The sequence below is a fragment of the Streptomyces sp. NRRL S-1813 genome (assembly GCF_000719605.1).
GTDB lineage: Bacteria > Actinomycetota > Actinomycetes > Streptomycetales > Streptomycetaceae > Streptomyces > Streptomyces decoyicus.
On record NZ_JOHB01000038.1, the window covers coordinates 38,735 to 63,482 of the forward strand.

Genomic DNA, 24,748 nt, shown 5'->3' on the forward strand with positions numbered 1-24,748 from the left:
GGCTTGATCTTTTAGGGGATCAGGCCTCGTTCCCGCAGAGTCTCGACGACCTTTGCGCTCAGGTCTCGGATTTCTTGGGCCGTCAAGTTGTTCGTGACGGCGATCGATGCGGACTCGACCGACTGTCGTACGGCATCCCCCATGTCCTCGACGGGCACGGTGGCGGCGACCACGCCGGGCGCCAGCTCCCCCTCTTGCAGCACGACCGGCTCATGCCCCTCGGCCACGGATACGCAGCTGCCGACCGCCCAGGACAGGGCCTTGTCGACTTTCGCGTAGTTCACATCGCGGATCGGCGAGCCCTGTTCGAGGCGAGTCCAGGTGCCCTTAGCGAGGCCAACGGTGCGTGCGATGGCATCGCGGCCCATGCCGAATTCATGCCTTCGTTTCGTCACGTACTGCGCTAGGCGCTTGAGGTCTTGGTCCTTGGGGGTGGCCATGACTCGCATCATCCCAGGACCCGCCAGGACCGGCCAGCACGGGGGTCAAGTGGGCCGAAATTAGTTACTGAGTAGTTCCTTGTTGACCCATGTTGCCTCTGATGTCGATGAACGTTGAACCATGTTAGGTCAACTAGGGCTTGCGCAACGGGTCAACTAGGGTTAACTTCTACTCATGCACAGACCCCAACCCACCATCCAGGTGAACGGGGCGGCGATACGCCAAACCCGCTTGGACGCAGAGCTCGGTACGGCTGAGACGGCCAGACGCGCAGGCATCAGTGACTGCTACCTCCGGCACCTCGAAACGGGCTACCGCGACCGCATGGGACCGGAGCGTTACGCCGCACTCCGCAAGGCGCTCGGCCTGCGGGCCGGCGACAAACGGCTGAGGACCCCGGCCCCACCCGAGGACCACACACAGGAGCAGTGACGTGATCGACAAGACGATCTACCACACGCCGCAGAAGCCCGAGGACCCCGACGCTCCGTATCTGACGGTCCAGGAGACGGCCTACGTCATGCGGTGCAGCGTCAACACCGTTCGCCGCAAGCTCCGCACCATCCGGCGGGGCGGCGGCCCGGGACGGCGAATTCTGGTCAGCCGCGAGGAGCGCAAGGCCCTCCACGCCGGCGGCATCAAGTCCCGCTACCCCTCCGGCCGCAAGCCCGTAGCTGCCTGACCCCCCTGACGCGAGTCGGGGCCGCGACCGGCGACACCCGGCGCGACCCCTGAACGGCTCGCCTCACCACTCTCGAAAGCGAGGCTCCCCGTGAGCAACGACTCTACCGGTCCCGCTGCTGTGGCTGACGCTCAGCGTCGCGGGCACATGGCTGCCCTGGCGGTGGCCGAGCGCATCATCCGCATCTGCCCGCAGCTCCCGAGCTGGGTGACCACCAACTGCGGTCCCTGGGCGCCGGATCAGGTTTCGGTCCGCTTGTACTTCCACAACGACGAGGCGGGCGTGGCCGCGCTGGCCCGTGAGCTGGATGTGGAGACGACGACCCGGCCGCACAGCGACGACAACCCGGCGCCGTACACCTCGCTGAACGCGATGGTGGCTGGTGTCCCGGTCGAAGCCTGGACGCTGGGCGACGACCCGGCGGATGCCGAGGTGTCGGCATGAACGTCCGGGCGATCAGCGCGGCGGCGGATCTGATCTGCCGCTCGATGAAGAGGAAGCACACGGCAGCTGGCATCGCCGCGGACCTCGACGCGGCGGGGATGCTCCAGTCGCCGGAGACCGCCGCCGAGCTAGAGCAGCAGGCCACCACTGGGCGCATGGCCGTGATCGAGGACGTGGCCGCATGGCTCAAGAGCGTAGGTGAGACCGGCGCCGCCTATCTCGTGAGCACCTGTGACATCTCCGAGGGGCAGGCGCCGGGCGCCGATGTGTCCCCGTGGCAGCGTGCGGTGGACGGCCTCAACGCTCTGGCCACTGCTGGGATCCCGGTGCACGTCGAGCCGGACGGCCACATCTCGAACCCGTGCGGCACCGAGCACATCGAGTGGGACCGCGCGGCCGAACGGTGGGTGCTGACCCACGACGAGGACGACGCCGACGCGGAGCCGCACCCCGAGCCGTGCCGGTGGCCCGCATCCCCGGCCTGCACCTGCGCTGGCCCGGTGCCGTACGCGCTGACGCCGCAGGCCACCAGTGCTCTCGCCCGGCCGGCTGTCGACAAGCTGCGCGGCATCCTCGCGCCGACCCAGACGGCGGGTGCGTGATGAGGCACATCAAGGCCAGCCGTAACCGGCGGGGGCTCGTCGAGGTGGATGTCACCCGCGATGCCGAGGGCATCCTCGACCGGCTCGCCGACCTGCACGTGTCCAACCCGGACTTGGTCGATGACCTTCTGCTGGCGCTCGGTTGCGCGCTGCGGTTCCGGGAGAAGGCGCAGGCGGACGGCGACGACACGGGGGCCACGCTCGCCGCGGCGCAGGCCGACGCTGCCCGCGAGGAGCTGACCGCGCACATGGCAGCAGACCACATGGAGCCGGTGACCGCTGAGATGTCTCGGCAGGATGCGGTCGATCTGGCTGCGGAACTGCACATCGCGGCCAGCGTCGCCCGGCAGATCCGAGGTGCCGCATGACCCGCCGCACTGGGGTAGTTGGCCACCTCCCCGCGGGCAACAACGCGGCCGCCACCAGGCCCCTGCCCAAGACCCCCGCTGAGAAGCGGGACCGGGCGCCGGTACGTGGCCAGCCGCGCCACCGACGCCGACGACCTCGCCCAGCTCCTCGACGCCCTCGACCTCAACGAGGGGGACTCATGAGCCTCACCGACGTTTCCCGCCGCCTCGTCCTCGCGGACGCCGTCCGGGCCGAGGGCGGTGAGTGGACCACGAAGCGCGTGGACCGCACGTACCGCTCTGCTGGCCTGTCCGTGCCACACCGCAAGACCTGGCGCGACGACCTCGAACATCTCACTCGGGACGGCGTCCTCACCCGCCACGACGCCCCGAACCGCCGCTACTACACCCGCAAGGACGATGCCCGATGACCGGAACCGAAACGCTGCTGACAGCCGCTGAAGGCGCCACGCTGCTCGGCACGCCGCAGGCCCTTCGCCGTCGCCCGGCCCCGGGAAAGCCGGTCGCGTGGGCCACTGCCGACGAGCGTGAACAGTCCATTGCTGAGCGGTTCCGCAGGGACAGCGCCCGGCACCAGATGACTGTGCTCCACGAGGACGGCCTCTACCGGCACCTGCGGTTCAGCAGCAACCCGAGCGGCTACAGCGAGTACTGGTTCGACATCGTCACCTGGCCCGGCTCCCTCGCGATCCGCGGGGACATCGACGGCTACATGTTCAGCCGGACCCGGGACATGTTCGAGTTCTTCCGCGCCGACCGCCGGTGGGGCATCAACGCGCACTACTGGGCGGAGAAGACGGAGGGCGGGCGCCGGTCGGTGCAGGTCTACTCCGAGGATCTGTTCCGGCAGTTGGTGGTCGAGCACTTCGTGGACGCCGCACGGTGGGGTGGCGTTCCGGCCGGCTTGGGCAAGGCGGTCCGGACCGAGATCCTCGACCGGGACCTGACTCACGAGGCCGAGGCGCGGGAACTGCTGGAGGGATTCAGCTTCAAGGGCTTCGAGTTCGACGACGTGTGGGAGTGGGATTTCCACGACCACGACCGCTCGTTCCTGTGGGCCTGCCACGCGATCGCGTGGGGCATCGCCCGCTACGACCGGATGCGCCGGTATGGCCTGCTGCCCCTCGCTGCCCCCAAGGCGGTGGCGGCATGAGCGCCTACGAGCCCCTGTCTCCCGAGCACCGCGCGGCGCTCGCCGAGCTGATTGGTGACGCCGCCCGACCCGCCACCGCCGACTTCCTGCTGCGGCTGGGGCACACGGTCAAGGACTGCCGGACGCACGACCACGGCACCGGCGAGGGCATCTTCTGCGGAAACCTCGTCGGCTGGATGGGCGAGCGGATGGCGCTGGTCGTGCGTCGCCTGCTCGACGCAGAAGCCGAGCTGGAGAAGTACGTGGGCAAGGAGCCCACCCGCGACGAGGAAGCGCAGCACGTGAACCGCTGCCTCGACGCCGTGTACCACCTGTGTGAAGAGGTCAAGCGCGCCGCGGGTCGGTGGGAGAACCCCCTGCCCGTCCCCGAGTGGGTCGCAGCAGTCGAGCAAGCCGCCGACGGCAACCGGCCCGACAACCCCGACGACAAGCGCCGCCGCATCTACCTCGACGGCAAGGGCAATGCCTGGATCAGCCATTGCACCGACCCCGCAGACGGCGAGCTGATCGCGCGCCTCGACAGCAACCCCTTCCACGACGGAGAGCCCGTACAGGAAGTCCGCGAGCACACCGGCGGCCTCCGCGAAATCGGGAGGTGCTGGTGACGAACACCGCGCTGGCCGGGGAGCGATCCCCGGCCGCCGGCCCGGTGGTGGTCGGCCATTTCGAGCCCGGCTCGGAGGAGTGGCACGCGGCCCGCAGGTCCGGGATCGGCGGTAGCGAGATCGCTGCGGTCCTCGGCATCAGCCCGTACGAATCCCGGTTCTCCCTGTGGCACCGCAAGCAGGGGCTCATCGAGCCGGTCGCCGAGTCCGAGGAAATGTACTGGGGAAAGGTCCACGAGCCCGGCATCTGCCGCAGGTTCGCCGAGCTGCACCCCGAGCACCCGGTGACCGTCGCCCCGACGTACGCCGCGGCCGCCCGCCGGTGGCAGATCGCCAACCCGGACCGCATCTGGGGCCCGGACATCTTCGAGGCCAAGACGGCCCGGACCGCGGACGGCTGGGGCGAGCCGGGCACCGACGAGTTCCCCGTGCACTACCGGGCGCAGGCCATGCAGTACCTCGACGTACTCGGTCGCCGCCGCTGCCACCTTGCCGTGCTCATCGCAGGGTCCGAGTACCGCGAGTACGTCGTGGAGTACGACCCGGCCGAGGCCCGCATCTTGCGCACCGCGGGCGCCGAGTTCATGCAGTCGCTCGCTGACGGCGCCCGGCCCGACATCGATGGCCACACCGCCACTTACCAGGCGATCAAGGCACTGTCCGACGGCCTCGACGACATCGACATCGAGATCAGCGAGGCCCTGCGGGACGAGTACTTCACCGCGCTGGCCACCGCCAAGGACGCCGACGACGAGAAGCGCCGTCTGGCCGGCCTGGTCCTCGACGAGATCGGCACCGGCCACCGCGCCGTCGCCGCCGGGCGGACCGTCGCCACCCGCACTGTCCGCGACGGCCGCACCTACGCACTCCAGCCCGCACGAAACAGGGGGACCGCAGCATGACCGGTCAAACCATCGGCAACGCCGTTGCCGTACGCGACAACGGCCCCGGCGCCCTCGTCGCCCAGCACCGCGCAGACATCGAACTCGTGATGCCGAGCCACATGCAGGCCCGCGTGGGCGCATGGATCCGCACCACCCAGGGGCTGCTGCGCCGGGACGAAAAACTGCTGGAGGCCGCGCAGAACGACCCCGGCCAGTTCATGTCCGTGCTCCTCGACGCCGCCCGCCTCGGCCTCGAACCCGGCACGGAGCAGTACTACCTGGTCCCGCGCTGGAACAAAAAGAAGCGCTGCACCGAGGTGACCGGCGTCCGCGGCTACCAGGGCGAGATCGAGCTGATGTACCGGGCGGGCGCCGTCTCGTCCGTCATCGTCGAAGTTGTCCGGGAACGCGACAAGTTCAGCTACCGGCCCGGCCGCGACGAGCGCCCCGCGCATGACATCGACTGGGACCTGAGTCTGGAGGAGCGCGGGGAACTGCGCCTCGCCTACGCCTACGCCGTCATGAAGGACGGCGCAACGTCCAAGGTCGTCGTCCTCAACAAGGGCCACATCGCCAAGGCCCGCGCCAAGTCCGACAGCGCGAACGGCAAGTACCCCCACCGCTCCCCATGGGCCACGGACGAAGAGGCCATGTGGCTGAAGACAGCCGCGCACCGGCTGACGAAGTGGGTGCCCACCTCGGCCGAGTACATCCGCGAACAGCTGCGCGCCAAGGCCGATGTGGACGCCGAACAGCAGCCGGCGCCCCTCCCCGCCGGGCCCCTGCCGCAGCCGTTCGACTCCTCCGAGCCCGACGAGGACGACGACGCGGTTGACGCCGAGTTCGTGGACGACGAGGGCGAGGCGCGGTCATGAGCCGCCGGAGTCGCCGCATCGCCGACCTGCGGGACCAGGTCGTGGACCTCAGCCGAGCCGTGGCATGGGAGCGCACGGAGCGGGAGGCACACCGGTGCCCGGCCGGCCGGTACGCCGTCCGCCTCGCCCGGATGGCCCGAGCCACCCTGCGCCTCCGTGCCGAGCTCGCCGCGCAGCAGCGCGTCAACGACCAGCTCTCGAACCAGCTGTTCAGCGCCCTCGGCTACACCGACGCCGGCCTGAAGGCCATCGACGTCCCCGTCCAGACCACCGGCCGCGAGCCGGGAGAGGTGGCGTCATGAGGAACATCGTTATGCCCCGTCGGGTGTCCGCTGAGGACTGGCGGAGGCACTCCGCGTGCCGCGCCAAGGACGTGGACGCAGAACTCTTCTTCCCCACCGGTGACACGGGCCCGGCGCTCTTGCAGATCGACGAGGCCAAGGCCGTGTGCCGCCGCTGCCCGGTGATGATGCTCTGCCAGGAATGGGCGCTGACCAGCCGGGAGCCGGACGGCGTCTGGGGCGGGCTGTCCGAGGCCGAGCGCCGTAACGTTCTCCGACGCCGCGCCTACTCCGCGAGGGCAAGGGCGGGGGCCACGTCATGAGCCCCACCGAGATCAGCCTCGTCATCGCCACGTGGGTAATCGTCGCGGTGGCCGTCGCGGCCCGGCTCGGGCCGTTCCTCCGCCGCCACCAGCACGCCGCCGTCCCGCCGTACGCGACGTTCGCCGAGCAGCCCACGGGCGCCCGCTGGCTCGCCTGCGACACCACCATCTGCGGCCACATGACCACCGTTCACACCCCCCAGCCCGGCGGCGCCTACCGGTGCACCGGATGCGGCCACACCAAGGGGCACCAGTGAGCGACACCACAGACGACCACCTCGAAGAACTGATCGACGCCATCGGGCTGAAGCGCCCCAGCCGCGGCCCTGGTGCCCGCGCCGCATGCGGAACATCTGCCGGGTACGCCCGGCACCGCAACAACGGTGAGGAGTACTGCGACGACTGCCGCGCCGCGAAACGCACAGAACGCGCCTCCGCAACCCCGGCCGGCCACCGCCAGCCGATCGACCACGGCACGCGCCGCGGCTACCGCCAGCACAGGTACCGCAACGAGACCCCCTGCGACCCGTGCCGTCAGGCCGATCTCGCCTACCAGCGCCAGCGCTACGCCGTGAGGAAGGGGCACCAGTCATGAGCACACCGACGAAGATCCGCCCAGGGAAGAAGCCAGCGGCCAGCGTCGAGGAACTGTTCCACGCACGCACCGAACCCGTCGAGGGGGGACACCTGCGCTGGACTGGCTACACCAGCAAGCGCGGCCTGGCCAGCGTCCGCTACGCCGGCCGCATCCACACCGCGCTCCAGATCGCGTTCCGTATCCACAACGACCGCGAGCCCGTCGGCCACTGCTCCACCGACTGCGGCATGGCCGGCTGCGTCGCCCCCGCCCACGTCGAGGACGACACCACCCGCACCCGCAACCGCGCCACCTACGCCGCCCTGATCGGCGTCGAGAGCCCGGCGGAGGCCTGCGGCCGCGGACATGCCGCCGCTGACCACCGCCGGTACCGACGCGACGGACGCCCCTACTGCCTGCCCTGCACCACCGGTAAGGGGGAGCAGTGAGCCACTGGCGCAATTCCGCGGCATGCCGCGATGGGGATGCTGACCTCTTCTTCCCAACCGGCAACAAGGGCCCCGCGCTTCTGCAAATCGAGCAGGCCAAGGCCGTCTGCCAGCGCTGCCCTGTGATGCAGGACTGCGGGCAATGGGCACTGGACACCGACCAGGAAGCCGGGGTGTGGGGCGGACTGTCCGAGGACGAACGCCGAGCGACCCGGCAGCAGGCTATGGCCGACAAGCCGAAGCGACGCGGTGGCCGTCCGCCCGCCGGCTGCGGTACACCCGGCGGATACACCCGGCACAAACGGCTCGGGGAAGAGGCCTGCCCGCCGTGCCACGCCGCGATGCTGGAGGACTCCCGCCGGCGCCGCGCTGACAAGCGCTACAGCAAGCCGAAGAAGGGCCGGAAGCTCGCCCCCTGCGGCACCAACACGGCGTACAAGCGGCACCAGCGCATCGGCGAACCCATCGACGACGCGTGCCGCGAGGCGCACAACGAGATGAACCGGCACTTCCGCAAGACCGGCAGCACCAAGGTCCCGGCGTGACAGCCGCCCCGCGTCCGTGCGAGGCACTGGGCGGCCACACCGGTCCCGTCCGTCTGTACGCCACCGGATGGCTCTGCTCCCAGCATTCGCCGTGGGGCCGGGCCGGCCAGCCCGAGCCGCAGCCGGGCCCCGGCTGGCCGAGCGACGCATGGTCCACACCCAGCCCCGACAGCGCCAGCCGCGTCCACGACGCCCGCGCCGTCGCCTCCGGCAAACGCCGCTCTTCTCCTGCCACCTACCGCGCCGCGCAAGCCGCCGTCCGGAAGGACAAGACCACATGACCAACATCGACGGCCCGTTCACCGAGGACGCAGACACGATCACAACCGCGCTCGCCCACGGCGTGATCGGTGACACCGAGGCCGGACTCACGCTCCTCGAACCGATCGCGCAGCGCGGCCCGGTGCAGGCGGCCGGAATCTGCGCCGCCCTCGCCGAGACCCTGAGCGCCGAGGCCCGAGCGAAGCAGCCCCCGGGCCATTTCTTCGGCTTCCTGGTGGCGACCACTGACGGCCAGTTGGCCAACGCCAGCGACCTGCCGCCCGGCGTTCGCTTCGCCGCCCAGTTCAGCACCGCATGGGCCAACGGCGAACACAGCACCGCTTACAGCCTGTTTGACGCCCTCATCGACGGCCAGACCGACGAGCAGATGCGGGCCCTGGGCGAGGGCATCAGCGCCCTGTTCGAGATGGCCAGCGCGTCTCTCGGCGAGGTCGTCGAACGTAAGCGCACGAAGCAGGGCGGCCGGTGATTCCCATGCGCCTCCGGATCCAGTACACGGATTGGCCGCAGCCGGCCGTAGAGCTGACCGACACCCCGCGGCCCGGCTGCTGGGACTGCGCGGGCGCCGGCGGCATCGAGTACGGCGGCGCGGTCGGCGACAACGGCCAGGTCATCGCCGACCCGCTCACCGACTACTGCGACTGCTGGCAGCCCGAACGCGCCTGGCTCATCACCTACGTACCGCGCTGGATCGCCCGCCGCTGGCTCGGCTGGCAAGAGCCCCAGTACTCCGACGTCCCGCCGTTCTGACTAGAGGAATCTTCATGAACCACACCCTCGCCACCTCCGCCGGCCCGCTCACCGTGGACGCGACCGAGCCCGTGCCCGGCCTGCGCGTCTTCGAGACCCCCGCCGCCGTGAGCCCGCTCTCGACGTACCGCTGGGTCCTCGCCCACCACGACGAGCAGGCCCTCGCCAGCTTCGAGACCGAGGAAGCCGCGACCTCGGCGGCCGAGGCGGTCGGCCCGCTCGCCGACTGGACACGGAACGCGATGACCACCGCCAACGAGATCAGCCTCGGCGGGCACGTCGACCGCCTGACGACCCTGCTCCGCGAGGCCGGCGGCCAGCACCCCAACGCGTAGCCGCAGCACCACCTGCACGGCCCCGGGGCGGGGTGACGACCACACGCCCCTGCCCCGGGCGCAAGCACACCGCACCAGCAGAGAGAAGAGAGCCCGTGACCATTGACGCACAGCACTGGGTGTGGAACGAGTCCCGCAGCCGCGGGAACGTCCGGCTCGTGCTGCTCGCCGTGGCGGACAAGATCCAGACGGCGGACTGCACGGTGCGCATGGGCACCACCGAACTTCGGAAGCGGCTGAACACGGGCAAGTCCGTTGTGGTGCCGGCCGTCGACAAGGCGCTGGAGTCCGGTGAGTTGAAGATCGTTGAGGAGGCCCGGGGGAGCCGCGCCGCGCTCTATCAGATGCCACTCGCGGTCGGCTATGTGCGGCCGATGGCAGGTTCTAGGGGTACGGAATCCGGACCGGTAGCGGCGCGGCAGGGGTCCGGAATCGGGACCCCTAACTCTGAACAGGGGTCCGGAATCCGGACCGAGAACGAAAACGCTAGGGGTACGGAATCCGTACCGGGGGGGTCCGGAATCGGGACCCCTATGGGTCCGGAATCCGGACCCCTTAACCAGACCACTCAGACCAGGCCAGTAGTAGAGAGCTGGGAGACCGCCACTCCCGCCGAACGCATCCCGGATGTGGTCCGCCCGCTCGTCGACGGAATGAGCCGCAGCGGCCTTACCGTCCGCTGGCCGTTCCAGGGCCCCGAGTGGTTCCCGATTCACGCCCTGATGAAGCGCTCCGGCGTCCCCGCCCTCATCGAGTACGCCCACCGAGCAGCAGCCGGCGCACGCACCCCCGTCGTCTCAGCGAAGTACTTCGTCAGCGGCTGGAAGGAACTCCCCCCACTGCCCGCCCCTGACGACTCCGTCACGCCCATGGCCCGCCCGAACCTCCGCGCGGTCGGCAACGGCTGGCCCGTCCCCGACCGCCAGCAGGCGGCCAGCGACGACATGTTCGACCGCGCCATGCAGCGCGCCCACGACCGTACGCAGGAGCAGCGATGAACCCTCAAGAGACCGTGGTACTCGCCCGCTACGTCCGGGCACTGTGCCCCCAGCAGCGGTTCGACGAGTACACCCCCGACGCCTGGCACGACGTCCTCGGCGCATACCCCCTCGATGAGGCCCGCGCCGCCGCCGCCCGCTGCGCGAGCGTCCGCCCGTTCGTGTCCCCCTCGGAGATCATCGCCGCGATACGGCAAGCCCGCTCCGACCGTGACCGCGACCTGCAAGGCCCCGGCCAGTACGCAGAGATTCCCGACGCCGACCCCGACGATGTCACCGCGTACCTCGCAGCCCTCCGCGGCCAGCGCACCCGTGCCGCAGCCGGCCAGCAGCTGGCAACCCGGCCCGTCGCCGAACTGACGTCTGGTGTCACCCGCGAAATTCCCGTGGCCGACCCAGCCGTGCCCGCCGTCCGCCGACAGGGGCCGCTCGGTGTCGAGTGCCCGCGGTGCGGTGCGCCGATCGGAAAGGGCTGCCGCAGCACCTACCGCAAGCGGCGCCTGGCCGACCCGCACCCGGCACGCATCGACGCCGCGCGGAGCCGGTGATGGGCGCCCCGATGCCGGCCAGCCTCCGCCGCGGCCGCCCCGCGCAACTCGCCGCCGAATGCCCCCGCTGCCGAGCCCAACCCGGCGCCCGCTGCACCAGCCCCCGCGGCCGAGTGCTCGCCGACCCCCACCCCTCCCGCCTCGACACCACCGCACCGAAGGAGCCGACGCCATGACCGCCACCGCGATACCCGCCGCCGCGCGAGCCGTGGTTCTCGCCGCCCTCGACGACTACTGGCTGACCGTCCCTCCCGCGTACGCAACCGCCGCCGAGGCCGCACGCCGAGTCGCCGAGTACCTGATCAGCAGCGGATACACCGCCCGCCGGCCCGGCATCCTCCGGCCGAACTGGCGACGCAAGGAGTTCCCCTGCGCGGCCGCCCACGAGATCCGCAATGCGCTCGTCCTGTACCACCTGCTCGCCGACCCACAGCAGGTATCCACCGCCGCCCAGGCCGAGCGGATCGTCATCGATCTCACCGAGGCGGGTTGGTTGATCGTCCCGAACACCCGCACCAGGAGCGCCGCATGAACTGCACCGCCTGCACCCGCCCGCTCGACGCCCCCGCCCAGCTCTGCACCGCCTGCACCCGCGGCCTCGACGTCCGCCTGGCCGAACTGCCCGGCCAGTATCTGCTGCTGGCCACTCACCTCCGGCCCGGCGCGGCCCGCGGCGACGGCCCCGTGGCCCTCGTTCGCACGCCGCCGTTGCCGGTACGCGAGGACGTGCTCGACATGCGGGCCACCGGCGGTATGGTCACGATGCTGGAGGACTGGCGCGCGGCCATGCAGAACGCCCGCGGCTGGGGCCCGCCCGCCCGCACCGGCACGATCGAGCGCCGCGTCATGGCCGCCGCCCGCGGGCTGCGCATCAACCTCGACTGGATCGCCGAGTTCTTCGAGGGCGCCGGGGACATGGCCCGCGAGATACGCGCCTTGGCCGGCCAGGCCGCCGCGCTTCTCGACCCGGCCCCACCCACGCTCGCCGTAGGCGAGTGCGCCGCGGACCTCGGCGGCGGCGACATCTGCGGCGCGCCCCTCCGCGTTCCCACCGGCACCGGCGCCGTGGAGGTCCGCTGCCGCCGCTGCGGCGCCGACTACCCGCCCCACATGTGGCTGACGTTGGCCACCGGCGCGTGGGCCGACGCTCAGGGAGTCGCAGCGTGACCCCGTACGCCCGGCTGCACGCCCGCCTGAGCGCCGCACGCCCCCTCTCCGCACTCCGAGGACGCCGAGCCCGACGAGCCGCCGCCGTACGAGCCGAGAGAACCGCACGCCCCACCCGCCCCGCTCACCCGGCCCCGCTCTTCACGACCTGCTGCCCCACCTGGCCCGCCACCGGCGGCCGCGCCCACCACCGCACCTGCCACATCACCACCGAGGAGACCGGCCGGTGAGCATCTACTACAGCGACGACGCGGCGACTCTCCACCTTGGCGACAGCCTCGACATCCTCCCCACCCTCCCCGACGCCAGCGTCGACACCGTGATCTGCGACCCGCCGTACGAACTCGGGTTCATGGGCAAAACGTGGGACGCCTCAGGCATCGCCTACAACGTCGAGATCTGGCGGCAGTGCTGGCGCGTCCTCAAGCCCGGCGGCCACCTCGCCGCTTTCGGCGGCACCCGCACCTACCACCGCATGGCCTGCGCCATCGAAGATGCCGGGTTCGAGATCCGCGACTCCCTGCACTGGATCTACGGCAGCGGATTCCCCAAGGGGCAGGACATCAGCAAGGCCATTGACCGGCGCCGAGACGACCGCGAACAGGTGCTGAAGGTGACGGCCTGGCTCAAGTCTGCTCGCGACGCGGCCGGTTGGACCAACGCCCGGTTGAACGAGCTGTTCGGGTTCCACCGTGGCGGACAGGCACAGCACTGGACGACGCAGGGCGTTGCCGCCGCGGTGCCGACGCCGGAGCAATGGGACCGGCTGTGCGACGCCCTCGGGTTCGATGACACCGCCATACGCCCGCTGGTCGCCGAACTCAACGGACGCAAAGGTGCGGTCGGCGAGGCGTGGGCACGGCGCCAGGTGATCGGGCGCCGACACTCCGGCCGCGCGAATGGGGCCACCAGCATCTTCTTTAGGGGCACGACCGGGCCTGCGCCGGATGGATCGATCCCTGTCACTGCCCCGGCCTCCGACGCTGCAAAGGAATGGCAGGGCTGGAGCACTGCTTTGAAGCCGGCCCACGAGCCGATCGTGATCGCCCGCAAGTCCACCGGGTTCGACACGACGGTCGCCAACGTACTCAAGCACGGCACGGGCGCCCTCAACATCGACGGATGCCGCACCGTCGGCCGATGGCCAACGAACGTGCTCCTCACACACCTGCCGCTCCTCGATGAGGCTGGCCAGCCGATTGGCGACGCGTGCACGAACGGCTGCGTACCCGGTTGCCCCGTAGCCGAGATGGACCAGCAGAGCGGCGTCCGGACCAGCGGCAAGATGCGCGCCGGAGTCCAGCGCAGCAACCGCGCCGGGTGGGCAGGCGACATGCCGGCCACCACGGGCGCTGAGACGTACGGCGACAGCGGCGCATCCCGCTACTTCCCCGCCTTCCGATACGAGGCGAAAGCCCCGGCCAGCGAACGGCCCCGCGGCGAGGACGGCACCGCGCACCCCACAGTGAAACCGCTCGCGCTGATGCGGTGGCTGGTCCGGCTCGTCACCCCGCCCGCCGGTGTCGTGCTCGACCCGTTCGCCGGCTCCGGCACCACGCTGGAGGCCGCCGCGATCGAGGGGTTCCGCGCAGTCGGCGTCGAGCAGCACGAGCCGTACGCCGCGCTGTGCCAGGCCCGCCTATCCAAGCCGATCGCCGGCGTCCTCGACTTCGACACCGCCTGATGGGCGCCGTCGTGCTGCTGGTGCTGCTCATCTGTGTGACCACCAGCGCCATCACCGCTTCCCCCGACCACAGCCGGATCACCGGCCGGCCCAAGGAGCCGAAGCGATAACCGAATGCGAGGACTGCGGGCGGCCGCTGCGCCGCCCCAGCCCCGACTGCCTCGGCCCCGTCTGCCGCCGCCGGGCAACTCGCCATCCCCGTACAGCCCTCCCTCGACGACTGCGAACCCGCCTGGCGCCGACGCCGAATCACCACCACCCCCGGCCCCGACACCTGGGAGGACCGATGAACCAGCCGACCACCGAGCACGTCATACGCACCCTGCTCCGGAATGTCCGCCCCGCACCATCCGGCTGCTGGGAATGGACCGGGCCCCGCGACAGCGACGGCTACGGCAAGGCATCCGCAGACGGCCACACGGTCAGCGCCCACCGCTGGCTGTGGACACTGCTCCGCGGCGAACTCCCGCCCGAGCAGCACCTCGACCACCTGTGCCGGGTACGCCACTGCGTCAACCCCGACCACCTCGAACCCGTGTCCTGCGGCGAGAACTTGCGCCGCGGCCACGTGGCCCGCGGGACGCATATCTGCCCCGAGCACGGCCTCAAGAGCCGCCGCGCATCCGGCCGGCTCGTCTGCCGGCCGTGCGACGCAGCCGCCGCCCGCACCCGCCGCGCCACCCAGCCCCAGGAGACAGCCGCATGACCACGCCCGCCAGCCCAGCCACCCCCGACGTCACGAGCTACCTCTACCGCGAGGCCCTGCTCACCCTGCTGTCCCGCATGCAGCGCGGTGTCCTGCTCGACGCCGAGCGGGGCCTACTGCACGAGCACGTCGAGCACCTGGTCCGCGACCGCGACCGCCTCGCCGCCGCCATCGCGCGGGTGGTGGCGTTCGCTGACCGGCTCGACGCGGATGCCGACCGGCTCGCGGCTGGCACGGTGCACCCGGTCGCCGCGCATGTCCGAGCCGCCCTCGACGAGCCGGCCGCCGACGCGTAACGACGCAGGCAGACGCCCCGTCAGTCCTCGGCGGGCGGGGCGCCGTCACGTCCACACGTCCGGGCCGCCACCCCGCCACTCGATCAGCTCGGCGTCGTCGAGGGACACCTCGTCAGCGTCCAATCCGGCGCGTCGCAGGAACTCGAACAGGTCCGGCAGGCTGTACGCCAACCCGAGAATCTCGCCGCGCACCGTCACCCGCCGGCCCCCAGTCAGGGACGGCGGATGCACGATCACCGGCGGATGCACAGCCATGAGACCACCGTGCCGCTGGACGCCCAGCCCCGCATCCCGGGCGAACCAGCCCCAGCCGAGCCGGCCGGGCGCTACCGTCACCGAGTGCGCTACGTCCACTACTGCGAGCCCTGCGACGCCCGATCGCCCGAGCGAGCCACCGACCACGAAGCGAAAGCCGATCGCGCCGTGCACCGGCGCCGCGCCCACCACGAACTCCGCCCGGCCGACCGGATCGAGGAGATCCCCGGCCCCGTGTCCATCGCGGCCAGCGCCATCCTCTCCGCCCTCGGGCACGCAGCGCGCACCGGCGCCAAGAAGGCCATGGCGTCCGACGCCGTCCGGCAGATCCGGGCATCTGCGTACTGGCAGCAGGCCGTACGCCTGCTCTCGATCGGCACCGGCGTACTCGTCCTCGGCGCGATCGTCATCCGACACCTGGGCTGACCGTCCGGCCGGGCGATCAGCCCGGCCGGACCTCGGGTTACTCGCTGCGTTCCGCCTCGCGCGGCCAGCGGGCAGTGTCGTCCCGCTGAACCTCGTACGACACGGCGAAACGGTCGGCGGGCATGCGCGTACAGTTCACCTCGACGACCATGTCACCCACGCGTGAGACCCGGGTAACGACCAGTACCGGCAGGCCAGCCCCTATCCGCAGCTGCTGCTGCTCGGCATCGTTCGCCGGCCGCGACGAGACGGTCTCTTCCCACTCGATCGCCGCGTCGAGGTGTTCCTCGATCCGGTCATAGATGCCGCCCGGCCCCGTCTTGGCAGCACCGAGGACCGGCAGTTGCCCGACCAGCGACATTGGCAGGTAGCTGGTGGCCAGCTGTAGGGGGTGCTCGGCGTCCGGCGGGCCGACGGCCCGATCCCGGATCATGACGTGCGCGCCGTGCGCGACCCCGAGCAGGTCCGCGACATCGTCCGGCGGCACGCCCACCTCCTGCGTTGGAGTGCCGACGCCGCGCCAGTTCTGCGCGCCTCGGTCGAAGAAATAGCCCAGCTCGTCGCGGTAGGCGTGCCGGTCCCGCGCGACTATCGGCGCCGGAGCGGGCGGGCGAATGAAGGTGCCGCGCCTGCCCTCGCTGTAGAGCAGACCCTCGGCCACCAAGTGCTTGACGGCCCGGTGCGCCGTTTCGCGTGCGACTTCGTACAGCTTCGCCAGTCGTTCGATGCCGGGGATCGGTTTGCCGACTGGCCAGAGGCCAGCGTCTACATCGCGGCGAATCTTCGCGGCGACGTCCCTGTAGCTGGCCATTTCATCGTCCCTTCGGGTCACTCCAACCCTCCTATCCTATACAGATGCTCGTTATGTGGGGTAGTGTCGTTGGTGTTGGAACGCAGGCGGCCCTGAACCGGTGTGAGAGACCAGTTCAGGGCCTATGCGAACCCCCGCCTCATGTCGCCAGGAGGAATCCGCATGGCCACGAACACTATCCCGGGTAGCCCGTCCCTGACGGGAACCGCCGCCGCCCTGGCCCCGCGACGCCTGATCGCCGCGGGCATCTTCACCAGCCGCACGCCGGACGCCCCGGCCCCAGTCGCCCCGTCGCTGAACGCCCATCTCCGCGCCGCCCTCGGCCTCCGCCACCTCCCCGCGCCCCGCCCCGAGATCGACGAGACCGACACCCGCCGCTGCGTGTGGTCCGTGCGTGAGCTGGACGCCGTCCACGCCCGCACTGGCGGCACCGTGACCGCCCGGAAGGCCGAGCGGACCATCACCGACGGCAGCCCGTACACCGTCATCGAGGTCACCGTCACCGTGGACGTGCCCAACGTCGGCACGGTCGAGATGTTCACCGACTGGGAGCCGGCCACCGAGCTGTACGGACTCGCCCTGCCCGTCATCCGCGCCCTCGCCACCGGCGCCGCGCGATGACCGCCCCCGGCCGCGCGCCCCGTGACTGGCTCCTCGCCACTACCGCGGGCTACCTCCCTACCGGTGCCCCGGATGCGCTGCTCACCCCAGATCACCTCGCCCTCATGGCCGTACTGGCTGTGTGGGAGTGGCACGGCCCCGGTGCGCCCACCCCCGAGTCGATCGCCGACAGGCAGGCCCTGCGCGACGCCCTCGACCGGATCTCGATCAACGGTGACACCCGGGCCGAGTACGCCGCCCGCCTGCGGCTCGCCGCGAAAGGGGCCGTGCTGTGACTATCGCCGACCACCGCCCCGCAACCCCGGCCTCCGACACCGTCCGCGAACTCCTCGCCTCGGCCGCCGCCGACTACGCCGCCGCCGAGGAGCACCGCCACCACGCACAGGCGAACGCCACGGCCGACGCCGAGAAACGCGCCCGCGCCGCCCGATCGGCAAGCGACCAGTACGACTGCGCCACCATCACGCACCGCGTCACCCACTGACGCCCTGACCGGCCGCGCCCGCCAACCCCCAGCCGCGGGCCGGCCACCCCAGGAGACCCACCGTGGACCTCACACCCGCCGCCGGGTGGGCGGTCGCCCACCCCTGGCCCGCAACCGCGACCGCCGCCGCCGTCGCGGCCATCCTCGCCCTCGCCGTCTGGCGTCTCGGCCACGCCGTCCTCATCGCCGCACTCGCCGCCATGGCCTGCACCGCCTACAGCGCAGACACGTCCTGGGGGTTCGCGAAAAACCGCCTCGGCATGACCGACGACACCGAACGCCTCGCCATGTTCGCCGCCGCCGAGATCGCGCTCATCGCCTGCGGCCTGCTGGCTCGCGCGACGAAGAACGCCACCGCCACCGACGACACGGCGGGCACTGCCGGGGTGCCCGGCATCCTGGTCTGGGTCATCACCGGCGTCCAGATCATCCCCGCCTTCAGCGAGTCCGGATTCGTCGGCGGCACCGTCCGCGCCGTCATCGGCCCGATCATGGCCGGCCTGCTCTGGCACCAAGCCATGGGCCTGGAAATCCGCATCATCCGTCCCGGCGCCCTCTCAACTGGCCTCCCTGCTCTCCTCGGCCGGGAACTGCGCGAACGCATGCTCTCCTGGCTTGGCCTCGCCACCCGCGACCGCGACGCCGCGCAGATCACACGCGACCGGGCCCTGGCCCGCGCCGTACGCCTCGGCTCCCGCAAACGTCTCTACCCCTGGGGCCGCAACCGCTGCGCCGCCGCCCTCACTCGCGCCGGAGTCGCCACCGACCCCAACCAGCGCCACCGCCTCATGCTCGAACTCGCCGCCCGTCGTGGCGCACCCGACCTCAACACCATCGCCCTGCCCTCCCTCTGGGAGCCGCCGCAGGAACCCGCGCAACCGCGCACCATGCCCGCACTCGCGCACCAGCAACTCGCCGAGATGCACCCCATAGAGGCGATCCAGCGAGTGCACTCCGCGCATCCGGATGCGCACCCCGCCGCCCTCGCCAGCATCACCACCGCCCACGGGGTCGTCGTCTCCGAGCAGATGGTGCGCATCGCTATCGGCGCCGGCAACCCGCCTCCGCAGCCCACGATCCCGGCCGCATCTGCCCCCGCAATCGCCGCCGCACCCACGGATGCACCCCGGGATGCACTCGTGCTCGACATCGTCACCGCATCCGAGGTGCACCCCGAGATGCGCGCGCCCACACCCGCATTCGCCGCAGGCCAGCGCAGGGATGCAGTGCACGCCCGCATCCCCGAATGCGCACCCGCAGATGCACCCGAGGAGCACGAGACTCCGCCCGGCAACGAGCCCGAGCCCGTTCCAGACGTGGACCCGGAGCCCGAGCCGGAGTGCGCCGACGAACCCGAGCCAGATGCACACCCGGATGCGAATGCGCTCCCCGCCGAACTCGTCGAGCAGGCACGCGCACTCGGCCGCCCCGCATCCCTCCGCACCCTCCAGACCGAACTGCGCATCGGCCAACCGAAAGCGCAGCTCCTCCAAAAGATCACCCGGGACGACAAATGACCGCCGACCCTGGCACCGACGGGAACCGCATCTCACGCTGGATGCGCCGCATCTCCCGCCACGAGACCGAGCCCGAGACGCCACCGCCCACAGTAGAGATCACCGTCACCCCTTCCCCAGGTGACGAGGACTGGCTCGACCGCCTCTTTGCCCAGCAGGCGGAAGACGCCGAGGCCGAAGCATCTGCCGAGCCTGACGAGAACACCACCCCCTGGTACTCCCTCGGCAAGCACCGGCCAGCCCCAGCCGCCGCGCCGGAATCCCACCAGCCAGCGCCCGGCGTACAGGTCAACATCAACCCGCCAGCCGCGCCGTCACCCGAGGACGAACGCACCCGCCAACGCCGCATCCGCATGCAGCTCTGGGTCGCCTACCACGGCTCCGCAGCCGGAGTCGGCTGGTACATCGGCCTCGGCCCGCAAATGGCCGATCTCCTGAACGCCTCAGGCCAGGCCGCCCCAGCGGTCGGAGTCGGCCTGATCGTCCTCACCGGCTGGCCGTTGGCATACCTCAAGCCGCATCACCTCCCCGCCAGCCTCCAGCCCGTCATCACCTGGGCGTCCCGCATCGCCCCATCCACCGCCGCGCTCGTCCTCGCACTCCACGCCTCCCACCCACTCATTTAGGAGCCCCACCACCATGAACCTCGCAGCAGCAGGCGGCGGCGCGGCCTTCGGCGAACTCGGCGCCGGCGGAATCGCCCTCGCCGCCACCGTCCTCCTCGTCCTCGGCGTGAAGGGCGAAGGCAAGGTCAAGCTCAAGGACAACCCCGCGCTGATCGTCGCGTTCATCGCCGGAACCGCGTTTTCCGCAGCGGGGAAGATCTGGGCGAACCCGGAAAAGATCACCAAGCAGGGGCTGGCAGGCCTCGGAGTCGGCGGTAACTCCGGCGTCTTCGGGCACGTCGGTATCGGGGCTATCTCCCTCGTCCTGTTGATCATCATCCTGTGCTGGAAGCTGACACCGTTCCGCGGTGCCGTCCTCGGCCTGATCGCCGCATTCGTGTGGCCCCTGGCCGGCTCCGACGCCGTATGGTCCCTTCCCGTCCAACTCGCCCTGGCCGTCCCGACCATGCTGGGCGGCTGACATGCGCGTATGGATCGCCATCTGGGTCGGCTCCACCACCATCACCCACTGGCTCGCCGCCTGGATCGCCGGGGGAGCAGTACTACGCCTCCTCGTCATCGGTCTGGCCGCCGGCTTCGCCAAGGGCCTGCCCTTCACCACCGCCCTCTGCTGGCTCGCCGCCCTCGCCTGGCTCGGTCTCGCCATCCTCCTCGGCCTCCGCCAAGCCGCCGCGGAAGAGGCCGCGAAGACCACGCCGAAGGACGGCGCCACGGACGCCGAGAGCGCAGCGGGGGCCGAACCTGCCACGGTGGCCTCCGGTTCCCCGAAAGCCACCACCGCCGACCCCACCCGAGACGACGTCGCCAGCCTCCTCCACGACCTCCTCGGCGACACCGGAGGAGTGCACCTCTCGGCCCTCGCCAAGGCCCTCCCTGGCGGCCCCTGGCCCACCCGCAAAGTGCGCTCCCTCCTCGCCTCCCACGGCACCCGCGTACGGGCTGGCGTACGGGGCCCCACCGGCGCCGTACGAGAGGGCGTCCACCGGGACGACATCCCCACCCCCACTTCCCCCACCGGCCAACCCCCCACCGATGCCGCTGTTGCCGCAGGTCAGAGCAACAACAACAACGACAACAACGCCGAGCCCGTCCCCGCCTTCACTGTCACCGACGACCCCGACGACCCCGCCCGCAGCCACGTCCACTTCGCGAAAGGCGCCCACCCGTGACCCGCACTCGCTACCGCTGGAGCTGCTGCCGCGGCGGCTCCCTCGCCCTCACCCCTGCCGAAGTCCGGGCAGAGGTCCGCGACCACCGTGCCACGGAACACAACGGCCACCCCGGCCCCACCGAGGCGCTGTACTCCTGCCCGGCCGACGACTACGCCGCCACCACGCCGCTCGGCCTTCTCCGCCGCCTGTACGTCCGCCTCTGACGGCTGCCTGTCCGCCCTGGGCCACCACCGCCGGGTCGGGCAGGGCGCCGGCCAGCAGGCCGGACCACCACACCGAAGGGGGATCACCCATGGACCGTAAGCAGGCCATCGAGGCCGCCGCCCGCGCCGTCATCGAGCACGGCGGCCCCGAGTGCCGCACCGACCCGCGCACCGTCACCGACGCCATGTCCGCTGCCTTCGAACTTGGGGCTACGCACGACGACATCACCGCCGAGATGAAGCGTCAGCGGGAGCAGGCGTGACGGAGCAAACCGCGATCTTGTTCGTCGGGGACTTTCATTCCGACTGCGGCAGATGCCATCTGCCCGCGGTCCCCCAGGACACCCACCACACACGAACGGCCGGCGGCCGCCATGAGCCTCCCTGCGGCGCCCGGTTCACCGCGATTCGGCACGTCGACGGGAGAGGCAAGGAACACGCCCTCCGCGCGCTCCGGCCAGACCTGCCGTTCGCCTGACCAACCACCAAGGACTAACCCATGCCGCGATACGCCTACGTGATCACCCGTACCGACGACGACCGAGAAGAGGAAGACCGCGTCATGTCCCTCGGCACCAAGGTGCTCGCCGACAACGAGGACCCGGCAACGTTCGCCGCCGACCGGCTGGCCCAGAACCGGGTGGAGCACAGCTACTACGACGGACCGCGCCGCATCTCCTACTGGCCGCACCCCGACGACCAGCCCCTGCCGCGCACCGCACCCGACGGCGCCCAGCGCCTCGACGGCTGACACCGAACACCCACCCCGGGGCGGCCGGCTCACTGCCAGGCGAACGGCCGCCCCGGTCCCATCCCGCACACGAGACAGGACCACCAGCATGGCATCGGAGAAGAAACGCGCACTGGAGAAGAGCATCCCCCTCGCGGAGCTGGTGAGGCGCAACGCCGAGAGCCAGAAGGACCGCGCGGAAGAGAAGGCCGCCAAGGCAGCGAAGAGATGACCGCGGCGGCTGGGGCGAGCGCGACGCGCAGCCGGCACCCGGCACCCCGAAGTGATCAACATGCCTGAATTTGACAGAAGTTGATCTAGTTCAAACCGCAACTATCGCCCCGGCTCGCACGTCTCACGTACAGAGCCACCACATACCCCCCACAACTTCATAAGGAGATTCCGCATGCGCAAGCCTCTCGCGTGCGCCGCCGCTGCCCTCGCGGCCTGCGCCCTCACCACCACCCCCACCCACGCCGCCACCCTCAAGACGGCCGGCACCGGATGGAAGCTGGCCAGCCAACTCGGCGTCACCAGCATCAGCCCTTTCAGGCAGTACACGATCACGTTCGCTACCACCGCCATGAAGGCCCGGTACACCCCGCTCCTTGCACCCGCCGTCGCCCAGATCAAGGCAGCAGGAGTGAAGATCACCATCGGCGGAGTTGAGGCCGTCAACCCCGCCAAGTGCGGGCCCGTCGGCCACATCCAGATCACCGAGCTCTACCGACCCATGGGTAAGGCCGGCTTCAGCCAAGGCATGCCCTGCCCCAACCCGGCCAAGGGCGTTGGAGTCGGCGGCATTGTCGCCTACGACTCCGAGTACTGGACGGGCTACCGCATCGAGACGTACAAGTTGCGCAACACGCTGGTGCACGAGCCGCTGCACGCCCTCGGCCTCGACCACCCGAACAGCCGCGACGCCGCCGGGCAGGAGATCCCCTACGGCTGCGTGGCCACCAGCTACGGCAACACACCGGTCATGTGCTCGCCGAACGGCGGCTACAAGACGGCCACGAACATGGGCAAGCTCACCGGCTACGACACCAACGGGCTGAAGGCTCTGCTGGCCAACGCTCGGGCGCAGGGCATCAAGTAGCCCGCACCACTGCCACACTGGAACTCGGCCCCGCTGCGTCCCCCGTCGCGGCGGGGCCGTCCACCACCCGGGAGGACACCGTGGCCACCAAGAAGATCGAACACCAAGCGTCCAAGGGGCACTTCCTCACCCTCGACGAACTCGGCGCCTTCGTCCGAGAAGCGCTCCGCAACGGCGCCGACGGCGGCGAGGTTGTCCACGCACGCGTCAGCTTCGGCAGCAAGCTCCAACGCCTCGCAATCGACGTCCCACAAGCCGCCACCGCTCCGGCCGACGGCACACGGTAGAACCCTGCCGTTGTCAGTGCCCCGGCGTACCGTCGACCACGTAACTATCCGAGCTGCTGGCGCTCCTCGGACCCCGCCCCGCCCCCGGAGCAGCGCCCGGACGGCGGGGCGAACCACGTTCGCCGCCACCTCCACCACAATGGGCACATGGAACACCTCGCGCTCCCGCCCGGCTACCTCACCACCAGCATGGCCGCCATGGCCGTCGGCAGGCAGCCCGCCACCATCCGCGACTGGGTCCGCCGCGGCATCCTCCACCGCGCAGGCGGAACCCCCAAGCGCCCGTACTTCCGCGTCGAAGCCGTACAAGCCGCCGCCGTCGCCGCCAAGCCCAACAGGCCAGGTCAGCGCGCCGCTTGACACAGATCGAACAGCGCGCCACGATTTGCCCGTACAGCTGTGCCCAAAACCAGCTGAACACCACACACCTCACGAAGGCCCCGACCGGTACCGGTTGGGGCCTTTCGCTTCCCCCGCGTAGCCCAAGGCCCGCGGCCCTACCGCGGGAGGTCGCCATGGGAACGGGCTACAGCTTCTACCGCCCCCAGGTCACCCCTGTCAGCATCGGCGCCTACACCGCGTCCGCCGGCGCCGCGCTGGAAGCGCTCCGCCCGGACTTGCCGGGCGACCAGGGGCTGCTCGCGTGGACCTACGACCCGAACATGGCCGGCCACGTCACCTCTCAGTCCTCGGGCGGCGTAGCCGGACGCATCACCCTCGTGCGGATCATCATCCGCAAGCAGATCACGTGGTCATCCATCTGGCTCGGCCTCGCCGGAGTCGACACCGCGGCGACCTTGTCGAACTGCTACCTCGGCGCCTACGACTCGGCGGGCACTCTCAAGGGCGTGACCGCGGACCTCTCCACCCAGCTCGTCAACGCCGCCAACGCCAAGGCTCTCGGCTTCACCCTCACTGCCCCGTTCACCGCGGCGCCGGGCACGTACTTCATTGGCCTGCTGCTCAACGGGACGTGGACGACCAACACTTTCACCCTGAAGGCGAGCGGAGCAGGCATTTCGGTGAACGCAGGCCTGGCCGCGCCGAACCTGCGCTACTCCACCATGCTCACCGGGCAGACCAGCCTGCCCAGCACCCTCAACCTCGCATCCCAGGCCACCAGCACCATCGCCACAGGGTGGGGCAGCCAGTGGTACGGCGTCAGCTGACCGAACGGAGGACACCGTGGCCACACACACCGTAGCCAGCGGAGAGATAGCCGCACACGCCATCACCCTGGTGGCCAACACCGTAGAGACCATCGCGTTCGAGGGCGGCCTCGGCACCGTCACCGTCCTCTCCCACGACGGCACGTCGGCCGTGTACTTCACCACCGACGGCACCACACCCACCGTGGCCGGCGCGCACTGCTGGTGCGTACCCGCCGCAGTGGGCGCCTGCACCGTCCCCGTATCCACATACGGGCCCAACAGCATCAAGGCCATCTCGGCAGGCACCCCCACCATCAGCGTGCAGCGAGGCACCTGACCCCCCGGGCCAGACATACCCCCACCCCTGGCAC

The 24,748-nt window shown here is 70.8% G+C and carries 48 protein-coding genes and 1 pseudogene; 46 read left to right on the plus strand and 3 right to left on the minus strand.

Features of this window, described 5'->3' with window-relative positions:
- Positions 1-11: 11 nt before the first annotated feature.
- Positions 12-440, minus strand: a complete 429-nt coding sequence (locus IF67_RS0133655) for a hypothetical protein (RefSeq protein WP_030992169.1) — start codon at positions 438-440, stop codon at positions 12-14.
- A gap of 175 nt (positions 441-615) precedes the next feature.
- On the opposite strand from IF67_RS0133655, the gene IF67_RS0133660 reads away from it, so the two are divergent.
- The 29 genes and pseudogenes from IF67_RS0133660 to IF67_RS40580 all read left to right on the plus strand — a co-directional run bounded on the left by IF67_RS0133660 (position 616) and on the right by IF67_RS40580 (position 14,995).
- The gene (locus IF67_RS0133660) at positions 616-873 is read left to right on the plus strand and encodes a helix-turn-helix domain-containing protein (protein WP_199812820.1); all 258 of its coding nucleotides are present in this window, start codon (positions 616-618) and stop codon (positions 871-873) included.
- 1 nt (position 874) lies between these two features.
- The gene (locus IF67_RS0133665; RefSeq protein WP_030992172.1) at positions 875-1,123 is read left to right on the plus strand and encodes a hypothetical protein; all 249 of its coding nucleotides are present in this window, start codon (positions 875-877) and stop codon (positions 1,121-1,123) included.
- A gap of 147 nt (positions 1,124-1,270) precedes the next feature.
- Positions 1,271-1,567 carry a hypothetical protein gene (locus IF67_RS0133670; protein WP_030992174.1) on the plus strand — a complete coding sequence of 99 codons (297 nt, stop codon included), beginning with the start codon at positions 1,271-1,273 and terminating at the stop codon, positions 1,565-1,567.
- Positions 1,564-2,169, plus strand: coding sequence for a hypothetical protein (locus IF67_RS0133675; RefSeq protein WP_030992175.1), 606 nt, complete (start codon positions 1,564-1,566; stop codon positions 2,167-2,169). The genes IF67_RS0133670 and IF67_RS0133675 overlap by 4 nt, the downstream gene beginning before the upstream one ends.
- Positions 2,169-2,537, plus strand: a complete 369-nt coding sequence (locus tag IF67_RS0133680; RefSeq protein ID WP_030992177.1) for a hypothetical protein — start codon at positions 2,169-2,171, stop codon at positions 2,535-2,537. Before IF67_RS0133675 ends, IF67_RS0133680 begins: the two co-directional genes overlap by 1 nt.
- A 179-nt stretch (positions 2,538-2,716) precedes the next feature.
- Positions 2,717-2,947 (plus strand): hypothetical protein, encoded by a 231-nt coding sequence (locus IF67_RS0133685; protein WP_030992178.1) that lies wholly within the window; start codon positions 2,717-2,719, stop codon positions 2,945-2,947.
- Positions 2,944-3,690 carry a hypothetical protein gene (locus tag IF67_RS0133690; protein WP_051818882.1) on the plus strand — a complete coding sequence of 249 codons (747 nt, stop codon included), beginning with the start codon at positions 2,944-2,946 and terminating at the stop codon, positions 3,688-3,690. Before IF67_RS0133685 ends, IF67_RS0133690 begins: the two co-directional genes overlap by 4 nt.
- The gene (locus tag IF67_RS44015) at positions 3,687-4,295 is read left to right on the plus strand and encodes a hypothetical protein (RefSeq protein ID WP_030992183.1); all 609 of its coding nucleotides are present in this window, start codon (positions 3,687-3,689) and stop codon (positions 4,293-4,295) included. The genes IF67_RS0133690 and IF67_RS44015 overlap by 4 nt, the downstream gene beginning before the upstream one ends.
- Positions 4,292-5,197 (plus strand): YqaJ viral recombinase family protein, encoded by a 906-nt coding sequence (locus tag IF67_RS0133700; protein WP_158713205.1) that lies wholly within the window; start codon positions 4,292-4,294, stop codon positions 5,195-5,197. Before IF67_RS44015 ends, IF67_RS0133700 begins: the two co-directional genes overlap by 4 nt.
- A complete protein-coding gene (locus IF67_RS0133705) occupies positions 5,194-6,054 on the plus strand; it encodes a recombinase RecT (protein ID WP_030992187.1) in 861 nt (286 codons plus the stop codon). Before IF67_RS0133700 ends, IF67_RS0133705 begins: the two co-directional genes overlap by 4 nt.
- On the plus strand, positions 6,051-6,356 hold the full coding sequence (locus tag IF67_RS0133710; RefSeq protein ID WP_030992189.1) for a hypothetical protein: 306 nt from the start codon (positions 6,051-6,053) through the stop codon (positions 6,354-6,356). Before IF67_RS0133705 ends, IF67_RS0133710 begins: the two co-directional genes overlap by 4 nt.
- Complete coding sequence (locus tag IF67_RS0133715) at positions 6,353-6,658, plus strand: WhiB family transcriptional regulator (protein ID WP_324608901.1); 306 nt, start codon at positions 6,353-6,355, stop codon at positions 6,656-6,658. Before IF67_RS0133710 ends, IF67_RS0133715 begins: the two co-directional genes overlap by 4 nt.
- A complete protein-coding gene (locus IF67_RS0133720) occupies positions 6,655-6,915 on the plus strand; it encodes a hypothetical protein (RefSeq protein WP_030992194.1) in 261 nt (86 codons plus the stop codon). The genes IF67_RS0133715 and IF67_RS0133720 overlap by 4 nt, the downstream gene beginning before the upstream one ends.
- Positions 6,912-7,253, plus strand: a complete 342-nt coding sequence (locus IF67_RS39735; RefSeq protein ID WP_037840184.1) for a hypothetical protein — start codon at positions 6,912-6,914, stop codon at positions 7,251-7,253. The genes IF67_RS0133720 and IF67_RS39735 overlap by 4 nt, the downstream gene beginning before the upstream one ends.
- Positions 7,250-7,684 (plus strand): hypothetical protein, encoded by a 435-nt coding sequence (locus tag IF67_RS0133730; protein WP_051818887.1) that lies wholly within the window; start codon positions 7,250-7,252, stop codon positions 7,682-7,684. Before IF67_RS39735 ends, IF67_RS0133730 begins: the two co-directional genes overlap by 4 nt.
- Positions 7,681-7,926, plus strand: a pseudogene (locus IF67_RS45390) (WhiB family transcriptional regulator); the annotation flags it as partial. The gene IF67_RS0133730 and the pseudogene IF67_RS45390, both read left to right, overlap by 4 nt.
- 299 nt (positions 7,927-8,225) lie before the next feature.
- Positions 8,226-8,510 carry a hypothetical protein gene (locus IF67_RS39740; RefSeq protein WP_037840185.1) on the plus strand — a complete coding sequence of 95 codons (285 nt, stop codon included), beginning with the start codon at positions 8,226-8,228 and terminating at the stop codon, positions 8,508-8,510.
- Complete coding sequence (locus IF67_RS0133745; RefSeq protein ID WP_030992199.1) at positions 8,507-8,980, plus strand: hypothetical protein; 474 nt, start codon at positions 8,507-8,509, stop codon at positions 8,978-8,980. The genes IF67_RS39740 and IF67_RS0133745 overlap by 4 nt, the downstream gene beginning before the upstream one ends.
- Positions 8,981-8,985: 5 nt before the next feature.
- Positions 8,986-9,261 (plus strand): hypothetical protein, encoded by a 276-nt coding sequence (locus IF67_RS39745; protein WP_037840186.1) that lies wholly within the window; start codon positions 8,986-8,988, stop codon positions 9,259-9,261.
- Between the two features lie 14 nt (positions 9,262-9,275).
- Positions 9,276-9,596 carry a hypothetical protein gene (locus tag IF67_RS40570; RefSeq protein ID WP_030992202.1) on the plus strand — a complete coding sequence of 107 codons (321 nt, stop codon included), beginning with the start codon at positions 9,276-9,278 and terminating at the stop codon, positions 9,594-9,596.
- A 95-nt stretch (positions 9,597-9,691) separates the two neighbouring features.
- Positions 9,692-10,594, plus strand: coding sequence for a hypothetical protein (locus IF67_RS0133760; RefSeq protein ID WP_030992204.1), 903 nt, complete (start codon positions 9,692-9,694; stop codon positions 10,592-10,594).
- Positions 10,591-11,142, plus strand: coding sequence for a hypothetical protein (locus tag IF67_RS0133765; protein WP_030992206.1), 552 nt, complete (start codon positions 10,591-10,593; stop codon positions 11,140-11,142). Before IF67_RS0133760 ends, IF67_RS0133765 begins: the two co-directional genes overlap by 4 nt.
- 11 nt (positions 11,143-11,153) lie before the next feature.
- On the plus strand, positions 11,154-11,318 hold the full coding sequence (locus tag IF67_RS46410) for a zinc finger domain-containing protein (protein ID WP_420708735.1): 165 nt from the start codon (positions 11,154-11,156) through the stop codon (positions 11,316-11,318).
- Positions 11,315-11,674 carry a hypothetical protein gene (locus IF67_RS0133770; protein ID WP_030992208.1) on the plus strand — a complete coding sequence of 120 codons (360 nt, stop codon included), beginning with the start codon at positions 11,315-11,317 and terminating at the stop codon, positions 11,672-11,674. Before IF67_RS46410 ends, IF67_RS0133770 begins: the two co-directional genes overlap by 4 nt.
- A complete protein-coding gene (locus tag IF67_RS0133775) occupies positions 11,671-12,309 on the plus strand; it encodes a hypothetical protein (protein ID WP_051818889.1) in 639 nt (212 codons plus the stop codon). The genes IF67_RS0133770 and IF67_RS0133775 overlap by 4 nt, the downstream gene beginning before the upstream one ends.
- Positions 12,306-12,539, plus strand: coding sequence for a hypothetical protein (locus IF67_RS0133780; RefSeq protein WP_030992212.1), 234 nt, complete (start codon positions 12,306-12,308; stop codon positions 12,537-12,539). The genes IF67_RS0133775 and IF67_RS0133780 overlap by 4 nt, the downstream gene beginning before the upstream one ends.
- Positions 12,536-13,993, plus strand: coding sequence for a DNA-methyltransferase (locus IF67_RS0133785; RefSeq protein ID WP_051818891.1), 1,458 nt, complete (start codon positions 12,536-12,538; stop codon positions 13,991-13,993). The genes IF67_RS0133780 and IF67_RS0133785 overlap by 4 nt, the downstream gene beginning before the upstream one ends.
- A gap of 286 nt (positions 13,994-14,279) precedes the next feature.
- On the plus strand, positions 14,280-14,699 hold the full coding sequence (locus IF67_RS40575) for an HNH endonuclease (RefSeq protein ID WP_051818893.1): 420 nt from the start codon (positions 14,280-14,282) through the stop codon (positions 14,697-14,699).
- On the plus strand, positions 14,696-14,995 hold the full coding sequence (locus IF67_RS40580) for a hypothetical protein (protein ID WP_030992217.1): 300 nt from the start codon (positions 14,696-14,698) through the stop codon (positions 14,993-14,995). The genes IF67_RS40575 and IF67_RS40580 overlap by 4 nt, the downstream gene beginning before the upstream one ends.
- Before the next feature lie 45 nt (positions 14,996-15,040).
- On the opposite strand, the gene IF67_RS0133805 is transcribed toward IF67_RS40580, so the two are convergent.
- A complete protein-coding gene (locus IF67_RS0133805) occupies positions 15,041-15,250 on the minus strand; it encodes a hypothetical protein (protein ID WP_030992218.1) in 210 nt (69 codons plus the stop codon).
- Here IF67_RS0133805 and IF67_RS44020 point away from each other — a divergent pair.
- Complete coding sequence (locus IF67_RS44020) at positions 15,239-15,676, plus strand: hypothetical protein (protein WP_158713206.1); 438 nt, start codon at positions 15,239-15,241, stop codon at positions 15,674-15,676. The two genes, IF67_RS0133805 and IF67_RS44020, sit on opposite strands and share 12 nt — an antisense overlap.
- Before the next feature lie 37 nt (positions 15,677-15,713).
- Here IF67_RS44020 and IF67_RS0133815 read toward each other — a convergent pair whose 3' ends face one another.
- On the minus strand, positions 15,714-16,487 hold the full coding sequence (locus IF67_RS0133815) for a GntR family transcriptional regulator (protein WP_030992222.1): 774 nt from the start codon (positions 16,485-16,487) through the stop codon (positions 15,714-15,716).
- A gap of 162 nt (positions 16,488-16,649) precedes the next feature.
- Here IF67_RS0133815 and IF67_RS0133820 point away from each other — a divergent pair, with 162 nt between their 5' ends.
- From IF67_RS0133820 to IF67_RS0133900, 16 genes are all read left to right on the plus strand, one after another.
- On the plus strand, positions 16,650-17,108 hold the full coding sequence (locus IF67_RS0133820; protein ID WP_030992224.1) for a hypothetical protein: 459 nt from the start codon (positions 16,650-16,652) through the stop codon (positions 17,106-17,108).
- Positions 17,105-17,383 carry a hypothetical protein gene (locus IF67_RS0133825; protein ID WP_030992226.1) on the plus strand — a complete coding sequence of 93 codons (279 nt, stop codon included), beginning with the start codon at positions 17,105-17,107 and terminating at the stop codon, positions 17,381-17,383. The genes IF67_RS0133820 and IF67_RS0133825 overlap by 4 nt, the downstream gene beginning before the upstream one ends.
- A complete protein-coding gene (locus IF67_RS0133830; protein WP_030992227.1) occupies positions 17,380-17,592 on the plus strand; it encodes a hypothetical protein in 213 nt (70 codons plus the stop codon). The genes IF67_RS0133825 and IF67_RS0133830 overlap by 4 nt, the downstream gene beginning before the upstream one ends.
- A 62-nt stretch (positions 17,593-17,654) precedes the next feature.
- Positions 17,655-19,109 carry a hypothetical protein gene (locus IF67_RS39760; protein WP_037840189.1) on the plus strand — a complete coding sequence of 485 codons (1,455 nt, stop codon included), beginning with the start codon at positions 17,655-17,657 and terminating at the stop codon, positions 19,107-19,109.
- Positions 19,106-19,735: a hypothetical protein gene (locus IF67_RS0133840; RefSeq protein WP_030992231.1), complete on the plus strand. Its 630-nt coding sequence runs from the start codon at positions 19,106-19,108 to the stop codon at positions 19,733-19,735. The genes IF67_RS39760 and IF67_RS0133840 overlap by 4 nt, the downstream gene beginning before the upstream one ends.
- 13 nt (positions 19,736-19,748) lie before the next feature.
- Complete coding sequence (locus tag IF67_RS0133845) at positions 19,749-20,195, plus strand: hypothetical protein (protein WP_030992233.1); 447 nt, start codon at positions 19,749-19,751, stop codon at positions 20,193-20,195.
- A gap of 1 nt (position 20,196) precedes the next feature.
- Positions 20,197-20,904, plus strand: a complete 708-nt coding sequence (locus IF67_RS0133850; protein WP_030992235.1) for a hypothetical protein — start codon at positions 20,197-20,199, stop codon at positions 20,902-20,904.
- The gene (locus IF67_RS0133855) at positions 20,901-21,110 is read left to right on the plus strand and encodes a hypothetical protein (protein WP_030992236.1); all 210 of its coding nucleotides are present in this window, start codon (positions 20,901-20,903) and stop codon (positions 21,108-21,110) included. The genes IF67_RS0133850 and IF67_RS0133855 overlap by 4 nt, the downstream gene beginning before the upstream one ends.
- 89 nt (positions 21,111-21,199) lie before the next feature.
- A complete protein-coding gene (locus IF67_RS44025; RefSeq protein WP_158713207.1) occupies positions 21,200-21,373 on the plus strand; it encodes a hypothetical protein in 174 nt (57 codons plus the stop codon).
- A gap of 236 nt (positions 21,374-21,609) precedes the next feature.
- Positions 21,610-21,861, plus strand: a complete 252-nt coding sequence (locus IF67_RS0133870; RefSeq protein WP_030992240.1) for a hypothetical protein — start codon at positions 21,610-21,612, stop codon at positions 21,859-21,861.
- 88 nt (positions 21,862-21,949) lie between these two features.
- Positions 21,950-22,072 carry a hypothetical protein gene (locus IF67_RS45860; protein ID WP_267959241.1) on the plus strand — a complete coding sequence of 41 codons (123 nt, stop codon included), beginning with the start codon at positions 21,950-21,952 and terminating at the stop codon, positions 22,070-22,072.
- Between the two features lie 174 nt (positions 22,073-22,246).
- A complete protein-coding gene (locus IF67_RS0133880; protein ID WP_030992241.1) occupies positions 22,247-22,939 on the plus strand; it encodes a hypothetical protein in 693 nt (230 codons plus the stop codon).
- An 80-nt stretch (positions 22,940-23,019) separates the two neighbouring features.
- The gene (locus tag IF67_RS0133885) at positions 23,020-23,226 is read left to right on the plus strand and encodes a hypothetical protein (protein ID WP_030992242.1); all 207 of its coding nucleotides are present in this window, start codon (positions 23,020-23,022) and stop codon (positions 23,224-23,226) included.
- 147 nt (positions 23,227-23,373) lie between these two features.
- Entirely contained in the window at positions 23,374-23,586 is a 213-nt protein-coding gene (locus IF67_RS0133890; protein WP_030992243.1) for a hypothetical protein, read from the plus strand.
- A gap of 155 nt (positions 23,587-23,741) precedes the next feature.
- Positions 23,742-24,395 carry a hypothetical protein gene (locus IF67_RS0133895; RefSeq protein WP_199812821.1) on the plus strand — a complete coding sequence of 218 codons (654 nt, stop codon included), beginning with the start codon at positions 23,742-23,744 and terminating at the stop codon, positions 24,393-24,395.
- Positions 24,396-24,411: 16 nt separating this feature from the next.
- On the plus strand, positions 24,412-24,714 hold the full coding sequence (locus IF67_RS0133900; protein WP_030992247.1) for a chitobiase/beta-hexosaminidase C-terminal domain-containing protein: 303 nt from the start codon (positions 24,412-24,414) through the stop codon (positions 24,712-24,714).
- Positions 24,715-24,748 lie beyond the last annotated feature (34 nt).